Origin of the sequence: Leptospira fletcheri (assembly GCF_004769195.1) — a bacterium.
GTDB lineage: Bacteria > Spirochaetota > Leptospiria > Leptospirales > Leptospiraceae > Leptospira_B > Leptospira_B fletcheri.
Genome location: NZ_RQET01000004.1, coordinates 943742 through 960842, shown reverse-complemented (window position 1 = coordinate 960842; position 17101 = coordinate 943742). Strand labels below are relative to the sequence as shown.

Sequence of the window (17101 nt, the reverse complement as noted above, 5' to 3'; positions counted from 1 at the left end):
CATCCGCGCAGCGTACTTTATTCCTTCCTGCCTCGATAAATTCCTTTCTTACAAATTCCCCTGTTTTAAATTCTTTCCCATGCTTCGCAACGGTTCTCTGTCCGCAAATTTCCTTTTACAAATCGCATTCTCTCTTCCTGTCCTTCTGTTAGGCGCTTGCTCCCAATTCGCCTGGCGACCGGCAAGTCTAGCTGTGGAAAGAGGTTGGTCCGAAACGGGGAAAGAACTCGTTCAGACGGAAGTGATGTACGAGGAAAGAAATTCCTGGAATCCTATGATGGGAACCAGGTTAAAAAGAAATTATAAAACGAAATTCAGGATCTACGACCTGAACGGCACTCCGGATCCAAAAGGAGATCCTCCGATTTATAACCATGAGGTGGCGCACTGGACTCTGCCGGGATCGGCGTATTATCATTCTTCCACCGGAAGGCTATTTTGGATCCAAGGATTGGACGACCAGTACGGCGGAAACTCCAGAGTGCCTTCCGTTTGGTCTCCTCAGGGTTACCACTCTTTCGACCCGAGCAAGTTCCTGACCGCGGAACAGACCGTTCTTCACTTCATACCTTCTCCGGATGGAGGAACTGCCGCTCTCTTATTGGGCAAGACGGATCCGAATCTGGAGATCCATTCCCCGAAACTGATTTTGGCGGATACGAACGGAAGGTCCTCTACGGACGATAAGAATTATTTCGAAGCCGCTTTGTCCGAATGGAAAGAGATCCCCACCTTTCAAATCCGATGGTCCCAGGATTCTTCCAGGATCTACCTAAGGTTGGGCAAGGAAGTCGTCCAAATCGGCAGAAAAGACGGAAAAATTTCCAAAGCCAAAGAATTCCCGAGATGCTTTTTCCCCTCCACGAATTTCGGTCCGGTCGGAATCAGTCCTGCCGGTTCCGGAGGAGATTCCTCCAACGAACGACGACTGGAGCCGGCTCCGTTCAGAAATTACTCCGATCGGCCTATGGTAAAACATATAGATCAGATTAGGAATTGTACCAAAACCGAATAAAGATTCGCAATTACTTGGCGTTCTGTGCGAATCTTTTCTGTCTAATTATGCATCCATGGAACGACTCGAGGAAAACCGATCGATAATAAAGGACGCAGGGGAAGCGTTGCGAAAGAATTTCGAGATGTTGCTTCTCGCACTTAGAAATTCCAAAGTGACCGTTTATTCCCAGGATAAGGACCTCAAATACAATTGGGCCTTTCATCCGGAGGACGCGAAGGATTTGGCGGATCACTTTGTCGGGAAAAGCGAATACGACCTGTTTCCGGATCGAACGGCCGAAGAAATCGTAAAGCTTAAGGAAAACGTAATACGAACCGGAGAGCCTTTCCGCGGAGAAATCGTGTTACCTTGTAAAGGAGCGGATGTCTATTTAGACTTGACGGTGGAACCGCTCAAATCGGCCGACGGGGCAATCCAGGGAGTCACTACCGCGGCGATCGACATTACGGAACAAAAGCAGATCCAGAAAAGATTACAAGAGATGGTCGGCGAAAAGGAAGTGATGCTCCGGGAAATCCACCACAGGGTAAAAAACAATCTTGCGATCATTCAAAGCCTTTTCGAATTCTCCAAAATGAAATTAGCGGAAGAGGAAAACGGGTCCTTCCTTCTCCCGATCTTCGAAGACTGTCAAAACAGGATCCGTTCCATGTCCTTGATCCACGAGAACCTCTACTCTGCGAGAAGCCTAGGATCCATTTCCTTAAAGGAATATATAGGACAACTCACGGAAAACATCAAATCCTCCATATTGATCGATCGGGACAGAATAACGGTCATATGCGACTTGGAAGAGGTCCCTCTCGATCTGGATAGAATGATCCATCTCGGAATGGCGTTTAACGAATTGTTGACCAATTGTTTTAGACATGCGTTTCCGGAAAGGTCAGGAAAGATTCGAATCTCCTTATTTGCGGACGCGAATAACGCGCATCTGAAATTGGAGGACGACGGCAAAGGCTTCGATCCAGGTCATAAAAAGAAGAATTCTCTCGGACTGAATCTGGTGGAGGCGATGGCGGAGAAACTCGGAGGAACTTTCGAAGCCTCCGGAATTTCGGGAAAAGGATCCGTATTCAGGATCACCTTTCCTTTGAAAAAACCCGAGTTCTCTTAGGAAATCCTTCCTTTCCGAACTTCCCGAACGTATTCGATCACTGCCGGCATCACGGAAACGATGATGATCCCGATTACCACTAGTTTAAAATTTCTTTGTATAAAAGGAAGGTTTCCGAACAGATATCCTCCCGCGCTGAAAACAACGATCCAAACCACTCCGCCGACCACATTAAAAAGGATGAATCTCGAATAGGTCATTTTACCGATGCCGGCTACGAACGGAGCGAAAGTACGGACGATCGGAATGAATCTCGCAATGATGATCGTCTTGCCTCCGTAGGTTTCGTAGAATCTATGCGCCTTTTCCAAATGCTTTTTGTTTAGAAACGGGATCTTTTCCTTTTCCAAGATCTTTTCTCCCGCGATATTCCCGATGCTATAGTTGATCGTGTCTCCCAGAATTGCGGCAACGATCAAAAGTAGGATCACCGTGACGAGATCCAAAGAACCTCTGGATGCAAACGCCCCGATCGCGAACAAAAGGCTATCTCCCGGCAGAAAAGGGGTAACCACTAACCCCGTTTCGCAAAAAATGATGAGGAATAATATCAGATACACCCAGGTTCCGTAGGACTGAATGAGACCGTCCAAATGTTGTTCCAGGTGCAGGAAAAAGTCTAAAAAGAATTTGATCGTTTCCAAAAACGGCCTCCGCAGTCAGGATCGGCAGGGGATCACAGAAGTCAAATGTCTTAGCTAGGCTTTTCCCGGTTTCGATTCCGTCGCCATGAATAGGTCGACGATTCGAATGGTTTTCTTTTCCTTCTCTCAAATTCTTCTTCCGTTGCTATGGCCCGAATAGAATCCTTTTCACACGAAAGGACGATTAGGTATAGGAGGCGGATTTGGAACCTTCCCTCCCGAACCCGAGTCCAATAATTGTACCGAGGGTTTTTAGGAGTTCTCCCATGCAAACCAAACAATTTCTTTCCGGCTCGGGAATCAAAAAGATAGGATACCTGTTTTTATTCGTCGCTGCATTTATTTCTTACGGTTGTTTTACGAATATCCGTCCTGGGGAAGCAGGACTCCGTTGGCATCCCCTAACCTCCGGACTGCAAAAGGATCTCCTGACAAATTCGCTGTATTTCTATGCTCCTTGGAACGACATCTATCTCTATCCGACTCAGTGGACCTCCTACAAAGAAAAAGTGGACGTACTGACTCGTGACGACCTGACGATTAATGTGGTAGCCGCGGTCATTCTCAGGCCTGTAGCCGCGGAAATCTATAACCTTCAGATAGAGATAGGACCGGATTATTACGAAAAAGTGGTGCGCCCCCAATTTCGGACCTCCGTGCGTAACGCACTTTCGGCTTACAGTATGATCCGGATCTCCAAAGAGACTCCGAAGGTTTCCCAAGATATCCGCCAAGCCTTGGGAGAAAAACTTAGAGGAAAACATATCGAGATCGACGACGTGATCATAGACGATATCGAATACAGTCGCCCGATTCTCACCGCTATCGAAGGGAAGCTCACGAAGGAACAGGAACAGGAGCAGATGAAATTCGAGATCAATATCGCCAAAAAAGACGCAGAGATCACGATCATTCACGCGGAAGCCAAGGCAAAGGCGACGGTAATCGAAGCGGAAGGAAAGGCGAAAGCGCAAAAACTCATCGCTTCACAATTAACGAAACAGTATCTACAACTAAAGGCTTTCGAAAATCCGAACAGTAAATTGATGATCGTTCCTTCGGGCAAAGACAGTCTACCGTTGATCTTAAACACGCCCCAGGAAAACTCCAAATCGGAAGAGTAGAAAAAAACTTTTCCGTTAAACGAAATGATGGATACGCGCATAAGATTCCTGCCGACAATATTCCTATCTTTCTCCCTTGCCGCTTCGTTCGGTTGCGCTGAAAAGAAGGATGCGAATTGCAAAATACGGTTCGCCGAGACTCCGGAAACCGTTTCACTTCTGCAGGAAGCTCTCTGTAGGAAAAGTTCCGTTCGAACGAACGCACTTTATGCGGAGCGAAACGGGAAAAATGTGGCCGAGTTTTACGCGGGGGATTTCGGGCCCGACAACTTGCAACCTCTTTGGTCCGTATCCAAATTCCTACTGAACACGATAACCGGGATGGCCGTCCTAGACGGAAAAGTGGACCTGAATTCTCCAGTGATTCTTTATCTTCCGGAATTGAAAGCGCAACTCCCGACGAACCTTACGGTGAGACATTTGTTGTTTCATGGCAGCGGCGCGGAATGGAAGGAAGGATACGAGTGGAATCCTTTCCGTTCGGACGTATTAGCCATGCTCTACGGCCCCGGAAGGGAGGATCATGCCCTCTATGTTTCAAAAAGACGTTTCGATCCGGGAAAATCCGTAAAATATTCCAGCGGAGATTCCAATTTGCTTTCCGCGGTTCTCTCTTCGGTATACCGCAAAGAAGGGGGTTTTCCGAAAGTCTTCTTTGAAAGAATGGAGATACGGTCTTACGTTTGGGAAACCGACGAGAAAGGAGTCCCAGTGGGGTCCTCTTACGCCTATCTTTCTCCTAGGGATTTGGCCAAGATCGGCAAAGTATATATAAAAAACGGAATGTACGGATCGGAAAGAATCTTTCCCGAAGATTGGATCGCGAAAACCTCGCAACCTTTCGTCGCGGAGAAGTCGTTAGCCTTCCCTCTTTCACTTTTGCCCATCCCTTCTATGGGAGGTCATCTGTATGCGAATCGGAAGCGCGGAAGTGCCGACGATCCTCTATTCGAATTTTTATCCCGAGCTTCCGTTTTCGGTTCGGGCCACTGGGGTCAATCCTTGGTCATCGATCCGGAAAAAAAATTGGTTCTCGTGAGATTCGGAAACGATCGCCTCGGCAGATTTTGGGCGCCGGAATTCACCCAGAAACTGCTGCAATCTCTGGATCTTGGAAGCGCTAAAAAATGAGACCGAAACTTCCTCCATTTTCATATTCCGATAGAAGGCTGCTTCCCTTCTTCGGCTGGATCCTAGTGTTAGCGACGATTTTTATCTGCGGAGTTTTCCTGTTCCGATTTCTCCCTTCCGACTTAATGCGGGTCCAAGCAAACTTTGCGGCAAAGGAAGGTTGCTCCTGTTTATTCGTGGTCCGCGCCGAAGAGACTTATTGTAAGGATTATGCAAAGGTTTTCTATTCTCCCGACATCTGGAAGGCCGATTCCGAATCCTTGACCGTCGGTTTCGTCTCAATGACCGGAAAGTTCGAAGCCAAAGCGAAACTGGTAAGCCGAGAAAACGGATGTCGCTTAACCAGCAATGTAAAAGACTAATCTTATCGGACCGAATCCCCTGATAAAGTTGCAGAATCAAAGGACGGATCGTACGGCAAAAATCCCTCGAACTATCTACGCACTTTCCGATTTTTAATCCGAGAATTTACCCGACAAAATCGATCCAAGAATGGAATGAATCCGAAAAATCTTCGTCGGATAAAAGTAAAGAGACAAGGGAGAGTTAGAACGATGAAAATTTCACCCAAAGCCAAAGTTCCCAAACGGACGGTTTTTAAAAAGATATTCCTATCCGTTTGGAACAAATTGCCGCATGGATTCAGAATGAGTCTGATCGGCACATCCCGTACTGCCGATCTGGATTTCTAAAACGGAATCGATCCGAATTTCTTTCCGAATGGAAACCCGGAAAACTCTAAACTTATAACTTCCCTTTTTTACACGCCAGGATACCGAATCCGGGCGACTCCCGCCGCTGCGGGACCGGGCTACTTCGGGTTCGGGCAGACGCCCTCATCCCTTCGCAATTCTTTCCCGAAAACAAAACAACGATTCTAACAAAGCTCGGGACAAAAGCCCTTCGTATCCCTGTCGCGAGAGAAACCAGCTTGTCTCAAAACCTGGATTTCTCTTATTCTATAAAAACCATAAAACAGAATTTTTTAATATCATTTTATGGAGGTAAAATTCGATCCGAGCCCGATCTCTAGATTCGAAACCGATAATCCGATCATTTCATCTTGATCGGATTGATTTCGGGCGATGGAATTCCCAAAGCTCTGCCCGAACGGAACCGACAATACGGAAGTAGCGACTCCTCCTGCACTCAAATTTTGGTTTCCCGGTCCGGACGTTCCCGCACTTTTAAAATAATATACTTGTCCGGTACCTCCGGTCGCGCTCACTAGGACGTCGGACATTCCGTCTCCGGTAATGTCTTGGAGGGAAGTAAAAATTCCGAAATTCAAACCTGCCGACGGTCCGGTCAGAACCGAAGTCGCCGTTCCCCCGGAGCTTAAGTCCACATTGGAAAATCCCGCCGCGCCTGAATTCTGGAACAGATAAACATTTCCATAACCGGCGGATGCGAGATGGGATCCTATGAGCAAATCGAAATAGCCGTCGCCGTTCGTATCTCCCGTAGAAACGGTGACGCCGAACGAACAATTCGTACCTCCGTTGCAAGTGGCGAGCGCAGGCCCGATAAAAGTGGCATTCGGTGCGGCGGAATAAGGGGTCACGGATCCGCAATTCGAATGAAAAACGAAAACGATGCCCTGATTCGTATTAAATGAAGATCCTCCTACCGCAAGATCGGCACAAGAATCTCCGTTAAAATCCGCGAGGACGAACGGTCCGGCTCCGAGGGAACAGCCCGTACCGGAAGCGCAGCCCGGTGCAGGAGAAGTAGGACCGACCAGAAATTGCTGCGGAGCCCCTGGGATCGTTCCCGAATTGGAGATAAAAATATAAAGTCTCCCTTGCTGTGCATTATAGGTAGGAGCAGAAACGACAAGATCCGTATAACCATCGGCGTTAATATCTCCTATCGCGGATTGAAAACCGAAATCGTCGTTATTTCCGAAATTATAAGTGATATCGGCAATGGCTCCGGTAGATAGATCTTTCGAAGGAACGCCGGCAGTTCCTTGGCTGTAAAAAATATATCCTAGACCGCCTGACCAAGGACTGGTCAAGATCGCATCGTCGTATCCGTCATTATTGACGTCTCCGCCCATCACAAAGGAACCCAATCTGTTCCCTGTCGTATGACCTTTTATGAAACTGTTATAGGAACCTCCAGAATTTAGATTCTGACTGGCAATACCGCCCTGCCCGGAACTATGAAAAATATAAACGTGACCGAATGTGGTATATCCGGGAGCTGCCTGGCTTCCGATGACTATATCCGCATAACCATCCCCATTAAAATCGCCGGCTCCAATTCTATCTCCGAAATAAGAACTGCCGACAAGACCGTCCGTCAAAATCGAATCGGGAGAGCTGGAGGGAATTCCCGTGCTTCCATGTGCCAAAAAAACCAAACCGTAACCCTGTACGGAGTTAGTGAGAACATCGCTGAGAATCACATCCGGAAATCCGTCACCGTCCGTGTCATGATTCGTTCCTTTTACGACATTCAAAACTTGCGGAGTCGAACGATTTCCGACTCCGTCCATCGCTGTCACGGAAATCTTGTGTTTACTTCCTATATTCCAATGGGTTCCCGTAATTGCTTGGGCCGGAAGTTGGTACCTCCAATTCAGGCCGTTGATCGCCGCATTCGTATACGGACCGCCGTCCAAGGATACGGACACGGAGACAATTCCCGGACGAATCTGACCTACAAGAAAACCCGTCTGGAGAATGGAATGATTCGCGATATTGGAGATAGTAACCGAAGGACTCAATGCGAAAAGAACCAAGAACAACTGACTTATATTGGAATCCGGGCAACGAGAATTGGGAATTTGGACCCAACATTCGACCATCGGAAGAAATATCGGATTCGACCAGCAATTTATATTCGGAGAACCGGCCAATATGAGAAAAAAGAATGTTAAAAGTTTTTGATAGAAATTTTGGCGAATCACAAGCTTGAAACCACTTAGAGCGTCAACCCCTCAGACGAAGGAAAAGAATTTCTTACAGGAGTTCAATAAAAATTTGTCTTTTTAGTCAATGCGAATCCAAGAAATCGGCCAAAATCTAGATCATGTTTCCCGATATAAATGAATCCATTTACATTGAAAGAATCCCGCGAAAGGAACCGGAGCTAGTGCCAGAATAAACATCACGTAGGAACAAATTGCGCATATGGCGACTCCCTTATAACATCTTACATTGAATAGAGAATTCACTTTTATATAATTTACATAAAAATAATTAAATATGGCCGCATAATTGCGGTCATTCCTCGCTCTTCTTTTAAAAAATTCGGCAAAGGGATAAAATCTGATAATTACGACCTTCATCTTGTTTACCGATTTACTGATAGCTTCCGGGTCGGATTTTCGAACCTCACGAACGGAGTATTTTACACAGCCATCGAATTCTGTATGGAAAATTCACAAGAACTAAAATGCTTAGATGGCATAAAGGTTATCACCTTTTTTATGAAATTAAAATCATCGCAAATACAACATTCCATTTCTACGAAGACGCATTCTCCAAATCGTTTCAAGGCTCCTTTCTATGTGCCAAGATTCTCTTCCGAATTGCTGAAGAGTTCCAGGAGCCAGGTATCCCCTGGAACGAATCCTCAAAAAGGGCGCGAGACGAATGAAAGCGGGGGAGACTTTCCTAGCGGAAATTCTGCCTTAGATTGGCTATTGTGGAGAAAGCGCGCCTTTACGAGTTTCGGCCCCCACCCTACTCTGGGTGGGGGCCGGTGCGGTGGTACAGTGACGTTCCATCCTACCCAGCCCGCCTGCAACATGGCGCCAAATAGCAGATTCTTTTCATTTTGGAAATTCTTTTTCTGCGCTGAAATTCTGCAGGAACTCCTACAGGGCCTTTCCGATTCGGGAAAGAAAAACCCGGGGATCTCTCCCCGGATCGGGTTCTCCAGTTCAAGCTTCGAATCTTTCCAGCACCATAGACCCCGCGATTCCGCCGTGCGCGCAGGCAGTCAAAAGCACCTTCTTCGCTTTCTGATCCTGCGCAAAGTCCATGATAGCATTGATCACTAAACGAACTCCCGTTGCTCCGAAAGGATGCCCGATTGCGACAGAACCTCCGTTCGGATTGATCTTTTTCTCGTCGAAACTTTTTTCCCAATCCCAACCGGTGTCCAGCCTGATCTGTTCCAATGCACCCACCGCAGTCGCCGCATATGCTTCATGGATTTCCACGTAATCCATATCCTGGATCTTAAGATTCAATTCGCTTAATAAACTTTCCGTTGCGTAAGCCTGGCCGAGACCCATCAGGTTCGGATGAACTCCCTTCATTTTCCAGCCCGACAGTACCGCTTCGATTTTCAATCCGAAGGCCTTCGCCTTTTCTACCGTCGTCAAAATCAATCCGGCCGCGCCGTCGGAACGGGGACTTGCGTTAAAAATAGAAACGGTCGGTCCATGCGTCTTTTTTAAATCCTCCGCATATTTCTTTTTAAAATCTTCGAATTTCATTTGAGGGTTATCGAAAAGAAGCATAGCACGCCCCATACGACTCGGATTTTCCACAAGACCTCTACGGAGTTCTACGGCTTCGTCAACGGTATGTAACTCTCCCGTCTCGTCCTTTACAGGAATCATATAAGGAGAATACTTGCCCGCCTCCGAGGCTTCGAGCGCCCTTTTAAAAGATTCGAAGGCCACTTTATCGGTGATTTCGCGAGAAAGATCGTAATTCTGTGCGAGAATTTCCGCGGTCACCTGCATCCCGTAGGAATTTTCTCCGTCACCCAACCCATCTTCGAGCGTATCACGTAGTTCCACTCCTTCTGGCAGATTGTCGGGTAATAATTTTTTCAACTTGTCTAGAGATCCCGCTTTCTTATTTTGCCTCGCCCCCTTTACGACAAAAGGCAAATCTGTCTGGGATTCTTCGCCGATCACCAGGAACAATTCTCCTTCTCCCAAAACGATTCTACGAGCTGCCTCGGATATCGCTTCCAAACCGGATACGCAATTATTCGATACCGTAATCGAGGGGACCTCATCCCTGAATCCGATCAGATTCGCGATTACGCGTGCCGCATTTGGGGCGCTAGGAAAACCTTCCCCGACCACAATACCGTCGAATTGCTCCTTCTTCAGACCGCTCTTCTCTACGATATCCTCCGCAACGATACGTCCTAAGTGATGCGCGGGATACTGCCCTAAGGCCTTCGCAATCTGGGCAAAGGGAGTTCTTCTCGAAGTGCAAATCGCCAACTTTCTTTCGAGCTTCATAACCGTCCTCCGGATGCTGTCCGGTTTTTTTACCGATCGCCAGCATATCTTTCACTAGGTTAGACTCCGATCTTCGATTTTTTCGATAAAAAACAGAACGATCGTTCTTATATATTATAAGCAAATCGGCAGTATTATTTAATTTTTAAAGGGAGAGAAATTTTCGGTAAAAACAAAAAACCCCGGGTTTCCCCGGGGCGATACAGTTTCAAAGTTTAAGGATGAATCAGCCTTCGTATCTTTCGATGAGCATAGAACCCGCGATTCCGCCGTGGGCACAAGCGGTGATCAGCACTTTCTTTGCCGACTTGTCTTCTTTCAAGTCCATGATCGCGTTTGCTATGAGTCGGATTCCCGTCGCACCGAATGGATGTCCGATCGCGATGGATCCTCCGTTCGGATTGATCTTTTTCTCGTCGAAGCTCTTTTCCCAATCCCAGCCGGTATCGATTTTGATCTGCTCCAGCGCGCCGACAGCGGTAGCGGCAAATGCTTCGTGAATTTCCACATAATCGATATCCTGGATTTTCAAGCCGGCATCCTGCAACAATCCTTCGGTCGCATAAGCCTGTCCGATTCCCATATTATTAGGATGAACCCCTTTCATTTTCCAACCGGAAACGACAGCCTCGATTTGGAGTCCGAGAGCTTTCGCTTTTTCTACGGTCGTAACGATCACACCTGCAGCACCGTCGGAACGGGGGCTCGCATTAAAGATGGAGACCGTCGGTCCGTGGCTCTTTTTTAGATCCTTGGAATATTTGGTTTTGAACTCGTCAAATTTCATCTGAGGATTGTCGAATAACAGCATCGCACGCCCCATACGGCTCGGATTTTCCACAAGACCCTCGCGCAAAGATACGGCTTCGTCGATCGCGAGTTCGGATCCGTCTTCGTCTTTGACAGGAATGATGTAAGGAGCGTATTTCCCTGCTTTAGAAGCTTCTAATGCACGTTTAAAGGATTCGAACGCCAATTTATCGCAGATTTCACGGGACAGATTGTAATTTTGAGCCACAATCTCTGCCGTGACTTGCATTCCGTAGGAAGTTTCTCCGTCGCCCAACCCATCTTCGAGAGTGTCGCGTAGCTCCACTCCTTCCGGCAAATTGTCTGGTAATAATTTCTTTAGTTTGTCCAGAGATCCCGCTTTCTTGTTCAGACGGGCGTTCTTAACGATAAAAGGCATAGAGGTCTGAGATTCTTCTCCGATCGCTAAAAAAACTTCACCTTCGCCCAAAACGATTCTACGAGCGGCTTCTGCTACGGCTTCCATTCCGGATACGCAGTTGTTGGCAACGGTTAGGCAAGGAATTTCATCCCGCAATCCGATTAGATTCGCGATCACACGTGCGGAATTCGGAGCATTGGAAAATCCTTCTCCGACTACGACCCCGTCCACTTGTTCCTTTTTGAGTCCGCTTTTAGCGAGAATATCTTCCGCTACAAGACGACCCAGGTGGTGGCCGGGATAAGGTCCCAATGCCTTCGCGATTTGTGCGAAGGGAGTTCTACGCGGCGTGCAAAGCGCCAATTTTTTTTCGAGTTTCATAGTCTTTCTCCAGACGTTAGTCTTTCTTTCCTTTCTAAATACATAATAAATGTCACCCGACCTCCTCGGAGTCCGGAAACTCCGTCACCCTAGCGGCGCTAGAAATCAATCGTTCCGGCGTTCTCTTCGGTCTCGACTTACTCACCGATACGACCAGGAGATTGTCCAAGGATTCCGCAAGAATTTCTCCGGTAACGGAATCGGTGATTTCCTGCCTCATATGGCCCCAAATCTTTTCGAAATTACGAATCCAAGTCCGTACTCTGGCCTTCCTTCCTGCTACTAACGGGCGATGGTATCGAATTTTTCCGCCCATATAAAAAAGCGTGGTGTCCAAGGCCACAAGGTCTTCCAATGAAAGTCCTGAGTCGGCGGTAAAATGCCATCTGCCTTCCTCTAAGATTCTCCAATAATGGGAAGGGTTGTATTCTCCAAACGGATTTCTTTCGCAATAAAATAGATCCCTTTCCGTAGCGGCCCGATCGCAGCTTCCGGAAAAAGCAAGCACCGACTCGAAGGAAGAGACTAAAGATTCCGCACTTTCCTCGGAAGCCAGCAAGTTCGTAGGAGCCCCGTTCTTTTCCGTCTGAACCAAAGTTCGAATTTCGGCAGCCGCCTTTCCGTCAGCCCCCAAAACCTCTTGGTGAAAAAGGAGTTTTCCGTCGGTCCCCGGTCGTACATCCGTCCGAACAGACAGAACGGTGTTTTCCATCTGCTGCGCCAGAAACCGGATGTCAGAGGCGAGGGCGGTCATTCTTACGGATTCTTCGATCATCCGCTTCCAACCGTAACCTGCATCTTCCAAAACCCTGTAGCGATCTCCCAAGCAGGCGTCTTCATAAGTCCTGCTTGTCGCGTGTCTCTGGGTGTCCAGATCGGAAAATCGTGTGCTGATCGTATGAACCGCGGCTCTTTGCATGGGAAAAATTTCCTGACCCTAGGTTAGACCCTGGCAAAATCGGGGCAACAAAAAATACAGAACGTTCGTTCTGGTTTTTTGAAGGGTAAACCCAAATTCTATTGACGAGAAGTGGATTTTGGTGGAATAATGAAATTATTAAAGAATCGGCCGATGACTGCGCAGAGAAAAAAGCGAGATTCCGGGGCCAGCGTTCGGGAAAGGATCCTGGATACTGCCACAGAACTTTTTTATACACAAGGATTCTCCAATACGGGAATGAGACAGATTATCCAGGAATCCGGCTCGGTTGCGGCTAGTTTGTACGATCATTTCCCTTCCAAAAAGGAATTGGGAATCGCCTATCTCGCTCGGCAGGAAGAAAAAACCCTCTCCGACCTCTCCTCCTTGATGGAGCGGTATCCCGAGGTCCAGGAATTTTTACGTGCTTGGGTGATCCTTAAAGAAAGACAAATTCGCCATTCGGAATTCCACGGAGATCCTTTTGCGGGATTTGCGAACCAAGTCATGGATTCGGATCCGGAATATACGGAATTTCTAAAGGGGATCGCAGACAAATGGATCCGAATGATCCGGGAATATCTTAGCAGAGCGGTAGCATCGGGTCAATTGTCGCGAAACATGGACATCCACTACGTTGCGAGACGAGTTCTCATGGCATACCATGGTTCCATTACCCTCTGGAGAATGACCAAAGACCTGCGTTATATTCGGGAAATGGAAGATTCTCTCCGGGAAATTTTCGAAGAGTACACGTTTTAATCGTTTTCCGGAAGCGGTAAGCGAAAGATCTCGACGTCGTCGAGCCGCCGTTTGATCCTATTTTTTAGCCTTTGATTTCTTTTTGGGAGTTTTGGTTTTTGTCTTCTTTTTGCCGGCTGTCTTTTTCTTTGCAGCGGAACTTTTTTTCGGCTTTTGCGGCTCTGCTTTGACAGGTTTCTGTTTTACGGAAAGAGGATCCTTCTTCTCTTCCGCAGTGATCAAAGAGGAGACACACTCGATTCCCAGCGACCCCAGATACAAATTCAAATGACCGTATTCGGGTATTTCCACGTCGTCGAAATGACCCAATCTCGCACTCTCGTACGGACGAACGATAGAATCGCCTTTCGTGAAAACAGATTGAACATTATGAAATTTTGAATAAGTTTCGACGACTTCCTGAACCAATTTGGAGCCTGGAAACATTTGCCAGGTGCAGGGGAAAAACGGAGCCACGTAGGCCACGTAGGTCCCATGTAAAGGAGATCCGAGCGTAAAGATTTTTCGCACCCGATCTCTCCCTTTGTAAGTCAATCCTGCAGCGATCAATCCCCCCATGGAATGACAGACAAGGTAACAATCCCTGATGTCCTTTTCCAAGATGAAGTCTTCCAAAAGTTTGCTTTTCTTGCGAATATCTCCGACCTGAAAACCGAGAGGAACCGCATATACGGGGTGCCCTAAAGAAACGAGACGTTCCTTCATGGCTCTCCAAGTGATATTTCTCCCCAAGAACCCTGTTACCAAAACCACCGGACGCTTGTGGCCTTCGGTATGATCCGGAAGGGTCACAAAAATCCCGATGATATTGGAAATCAGGTAATAAAAATTAAAATAAAACTCCACAAGATGCTGAACGAGGACCGGGCGAATCGAACGGTTTTCTGGCAAATAAGTTAGGTGGTCTTTCTTCATGCAATCGGATCCGAATCGATCGGACGCTCCGATAAGAAGGTTCCGCAGGTACCCTTTTTAGGCAAGTGTTTTAGGAAAGGCGCAGCACTCCGACTTACCGCAAACTCGCTGCCCGGAAGCCGGAGTCGCTTTCCAAAAAACGGAGTTCGATACGTTCTATCCGGCACCGAACCTGCCGATTTCCGAGCCTAATCTTTTTTAAACTTCAACGAAACGGAATTGATACAATAACGCAACCCGGTCGGCGCTGGGCCGTCGGGGAAAACGTGGCCGAGATGTCCGCCGCAACGGGCACAATGGACCTCTGTCCGGGTCATCCCGTGACTATTGTCCGTTTCCGAAATCACGATCTTCTCGTTCGTAGGTTTGTAAAAGGAAGGCCAACCGCTTCCGGATTCGTACTTGGTATCGGAGGAAAACAATTCCGCACCGCAGGCAGCGCATAGGTATTTTCCTTTTTCCTTATTATAATAATATTCTCCGGTAAACGCCCGTTCGGTTCCCTTTTCTCTTAACACTCTGTATTGGTCCGGATTCAGTACCTTTTTCCATTCCTCATCGGACTTTTGGACTTCGTAATTCATTTGCTTTCCCTTCTTTTCTTCCTTGGGTTTTCCGTAATTCGGAGAGCATGTTCCGCTTAATATGGCGGTAAAGACGAAGAATACGCAAAGAAGAAATAAACGCAGATTCATGGATTTTTCACCCCGATAGTATATTCCGATAAAAGTCCCGAAAGTTACGCCCGATGATAAAAAACGGGAAAGTTCGAGGATCAAAGTATTCCCTTTCGTCATTCTCTCACCGCTCGATAAAAAACACCTGTTCGGTAATTCGTTTGGTTCCGGACCGTTAAAAATACGTACGACTTGACAATACCTTGAGAAAAGAGTAAATCTAAACCTTAAAGTCTAACGGAGGAAACCCGATGATTCAAGGAAACTATTTCCAAGATAACGAAGATCTATTATTACATTTTGATACTTTGATCGACTGGGAAGAGATAGTCCGCGCCTACGAAGGAAATTTCGGAGACGCAGCCAAATATAAGGAAACCGGAAACGAAAAATATGCTTATGCCCCTTCCAGCGTTGCTGAGGCAAAGGAATATTATCGCTCCATATTGGATTCGCTCGGTGAGATCATGGGGGATTTCGTTGCTCCTCGCAGCAAGGAAATGGATCAGATCGGCCTTAAGTACGAAAACGGAAAAGTGACTTTTCCGAAAGCTCAGGAAGAATGTTATAAAACCCTAAAAGATTCCGGACTCATGCCGATTTCGATCAGCCGTAAATACGGCGGACTCGGGTTGCCCGCCACCGTCCAATCGATGATGTGCGAAATTGCAGCGAGAGCGGACGCGGCCTTCTGCCTTGCTTACGGGAACATCAATATCGTGGAAATCATGGAAAGATACGCTTCCGAAGAAATGTGCCAAGAATGGTTGCCCAGAATCTCCGCCGGCGAGTTCAGCGCGGCCATGGCATTGACGGAGCCAAATTACGGTTCGGACCTTCCGAACGTTCAGACGAGAGCCGTGCAAGGTCCGGACGGAACATGGAAAATCACCGGTGCGAAACGATTCATCACTCACGCCTGCGGTTATGTGGATTCTCCTTCCGTCATACTGACTCTTGCAAGAACAGGTTCTCCGGAAAGCGGAGCGAGGGGACTTTCGTTTTTTCTTGTGCAAGGAAAGGACGTTCACATAGCGGGAGTCGAGCATAAGATGGGACTCCATTGTTCTCCCACCTGCGAAGTGGTCTTCGAGAATTCTCCCGGAGAATTGATCGGAAAAACGGGTTACGGTTTGGTGAAATATTCGATGGGAATGATGAATGCGGCCCGATTGACGATCGCGACCCAATCCCTCGGAATCGCATCCGCGGCATATTTCGAAGCGAATAAGTACGCGACCGAAAGGATCCAGTTCGGTAGAGCGATCCGACAAATTCCCGCGGTGAAGAGAATGTTAGACCGTATGGAACGTGAAATTCTCGCTACCCGCTGTCTTGTCTCGGAAACCGGTCGCACAATAGAGTTGTACCATTGGCGCAAGGAACGGATGCTCAAGGAAGAAGGAAAGAGCGAAAAAGAAGTCAACCAAGACGAGTCTCTTCGTCGATGGGAAAAACTCGCCGACCTTTTTACTCCTATGAGCAAATATTACGCATCGGAAGGCTGCGTTTCCATTTCCTCGGACGCCCTCCAAATCCACGGAGGAAGCGGTTACACCGAGGATTACGATGTAGCAAGGATTTACCGGGACAGTCGGATCACCACGATTTACGAAGGGACTACCCAGCTTCAGATCGTAGCAGCGATCGGAGGTGTGGTTTCCGGAATGGCTCCGAGTGGACATCTCCGCCAGTACATAGAATCCGAATTCTCATCCTTTCCTGCATCGGCCGACCTGAAGAAATTGTGGGAAGACTTGGATCAGACGGTCCAAAAGTTCAGAGCGATTTCGGACGGAAACACCAAAGATTCCCTGGCTTTTGAAACCGTAGAGACCGCAACCAGATTGGTATGCGGAATCCTTCTCGAAAAGTCCCTCTCCAAATTGAATGGAGACGCTAGGAAAGAAAGAGAAACCGCTTCCAAAGCGTATAACGTAGATTCGTTGGCCATCGCCGAAGCGAACCTTTTCAAATTGAAAAGAGCTTCTCGCGAAGCGGTCGCGGTCTAAAACCTGGAT

General features: G+C 47.5%; 15 protein-coding genes. 8 read left to right on the top strand and 7 right to left on the bottom strand.

The genetic code is table 11. The features are described from left to right. The first annotated feature begins 79 nt into the window (after nucleotides 1-79). Nucleotides 80-1015 carry a hypothetical protein gene (locus EHO60_RS07785; RefSeq protein ID WP_246028184.1) on the top strand — a complete coding sequence of 312 codons (936 nt, stop codon included), beginning with the start codon at nucleotides 80-82 and terminating at the stop codon, nucleotides 1013-1015. A gap of 106 nt (nucleotides 1016-1121) precedes the next feature. Further along, nucleotides 1122-2135 (top strand): sensor histidine kinase, encoded by a 1014-nt coding sequence (locus EHO60_RS07780; protein ID WP_246028183.1) that lies wholly within the window; start codon nucleotides 1122-1124, stop codon nucleotides 2133-2135. On the opposite strand, the gene EHO60_RS07775 is transcribed toward EHO60_RS07780, so the two are convergent. Further along, nucleotides 2132-2779 carry a DedA family protein gene (locus tag EHO60_RS07775; RefSeq protein ID WP_135767561.1) on the bottom strand — a complete coding sequence of 216 codons (648 nt, stop codon included), beginning with the start codon at nucleotides 2777-2779 and terminating at the stop codon, nucleotides 2132-2134. The genes EHO60_RS07780 and EHO60_RS07775 overlap by 4 nt on opposite strands. 266 nt (nucleotides 2780-3045) lie before the next feature. Here EHO60_RS07775 and EHO60_RS07770 point away from each other — a divergent pair, with 266 nt between their 5' ends. From EHO60_RS07770 to EHO60_RS17120, 4 genes are all read left to right on the top strand, one after another. Next, entirely contained in the window at nucleotides 3046-3903 is an 858-nt protein-coding gene (locus EHO60_RS07770; protein WP_135767560.1) for a prohibitin family protein, read from the top strand. A gap of 24 nt (nucleotides 3904-3927) precedes the next feature. After that, on the top strand, nucleotides 3928-5034 hold the full coding sequence (locus tag EHO60_RS07765; protein ID WP_135767559.1) for a serine hydrolase domain-containing protein: 1107 nt from the start codon (nucleotides 3928-3930) through the stop codon (nucleotides 5032-5034). After that, nucleotides 5031-5396: a hypothetical protein gene (locus tag EHO60_RS07760; protein ID WP_135767558.1), complete on the top strand. Its 366-nt coding sequence runs from the start codon at nucleotides 5031-5033 to the stop codon at nucleotides 5394-5396. Before EHO60_RS07765 ends, EHO60_RS07760 begins: the two co-directional genes overlap by 4 nt. A 192-nt stretch (nucleotides 5397-5588) precedes the next feature. Then, a complete protein-coding gene (locus tag EHO60_RS17120) occupies nucleotides 5589-5726 on the top strand; it encodes a hypothetical protein (protein ID WP_167880170.1) in 138 nt (45 codons plus the stop codon). Between the two features lie 299 nt (nucleotides 5727-6025). On the opposite strand, the gene EHO60_RS07755 is transcribed toward EHO60_RS17120, so the two are convergent. The 4 genes from EHO60_RS07755 to EHO60_RS07740 form a co-directional block, all read right to left on the bottom strand. Next, on the bottom strand, nucleotides 6026-7789 hold the full coding sequence (locus tag EHO60_RS07755) for an FG-GAP-like repeat-containing protein (RefSeq protein ID WP_246028182.1): 1764 nt from the start codon (nucleotides 7787-7789) through the stop codon (nucleotides 6026-6028). Between the two features lie 1140 nt (nucleotides 7790-8929). Then, on the bottom strand, nucleotides 8930-10255 hold the full coding sequence (locus tag EHO60_RS07750) for a thiolase family protein (protein WP_135767556.1): 1326 nt from the start codon (nucleotides 10253-10255) through the stop codon (nucleotides 8930-8932). A 226-nt stretch (nucleotides 10256-10481) separates the two neighbouring features. Beyond that, a complete protein-coding gene (locus EHO60_RS07745; protein WP_135767555.1) occupies nucleotides 10482-11807 on the bottom strand; it encodes a thiolase family protein in 1326 nt (441 codons plus the stop codon). 52 nt (nucleotides 11808-11859) lie between these two features. Further along, on the bottom strand, nucleotides 11860-12726 hold the full coding sequence (locus EHO60_RS07740; protein WP_135767554.1) for a thioesterase family protein: 867 nt from the start codon (nucleotides 12724-12726) through the stop codon (nucleotides 11860-11862). A gap of 153 nt (nucleotides 12727-12879) precedes the next feature. Here EHO60_RS07740 and EHO60_RS07735 point away from each other — a divergent pair, with 153 nt between their 5' ends. After that, entirely contained in the window at nucleotides 12880-13488 is a 609-nt protein-coding gene (locus EHO60_RS07735) for a TetR/AcrR family transcriptional regulator (RefSeq protein WP_135767996.1), read from the top strand. A gap of 57 nt (nucleotides 13489-13545) precedes the next feature. Here the strand turns inward: EHO60_RS07735 and EHO60_RS07730 are convergent, their stop codons facing one another. Both EHO60_RS07730 and msrB read right to left on the bottom strand, forming a co-directional pair. Continuing rightward, nucleotides 13546-14403, bottom strand: a complete 858-nt coding sequence (locus tag EHO60_RS07730) for an esterase/lipase family protein (protein WP_135767553.1) — start codon at nucleotides 14401-14403, stop codon at nucleotides 13546-13548. A gap of 188 nt (nucleotides 14404-14591) precedes the next feature. After that, nucleotides 14592-14987, bottom strand: a complete 396-nt coding sequence (msrB, locus tag EHO60_RS07725) for a peptide-methionine (R)-S-oxide reductase MsrB (RefSeq protein WP_210409346.1) — start codon at nucleotides 14985-14987, stop codon at nucleotides 14592-14594. 344 nt (nucleotides 14988-15331) lie between these two features. Here msrB and EHO60_RS07720 point away from each other — a divergent pair, with 344 nt between their 5' ends. After that, nucleotides 15332-17092, top strand: coding sequence for an acyl-CoA dehydrogenase family protein (locus tag EHO60_RS07720; RefSeq protein WP_135767551.1), 1761 nt, complete (start codon nucleotides 15332-15334; stop codon nucleotides 17090-17092). Nucleotides 17093-17101 lie beyond the last annotated feature (9 nt).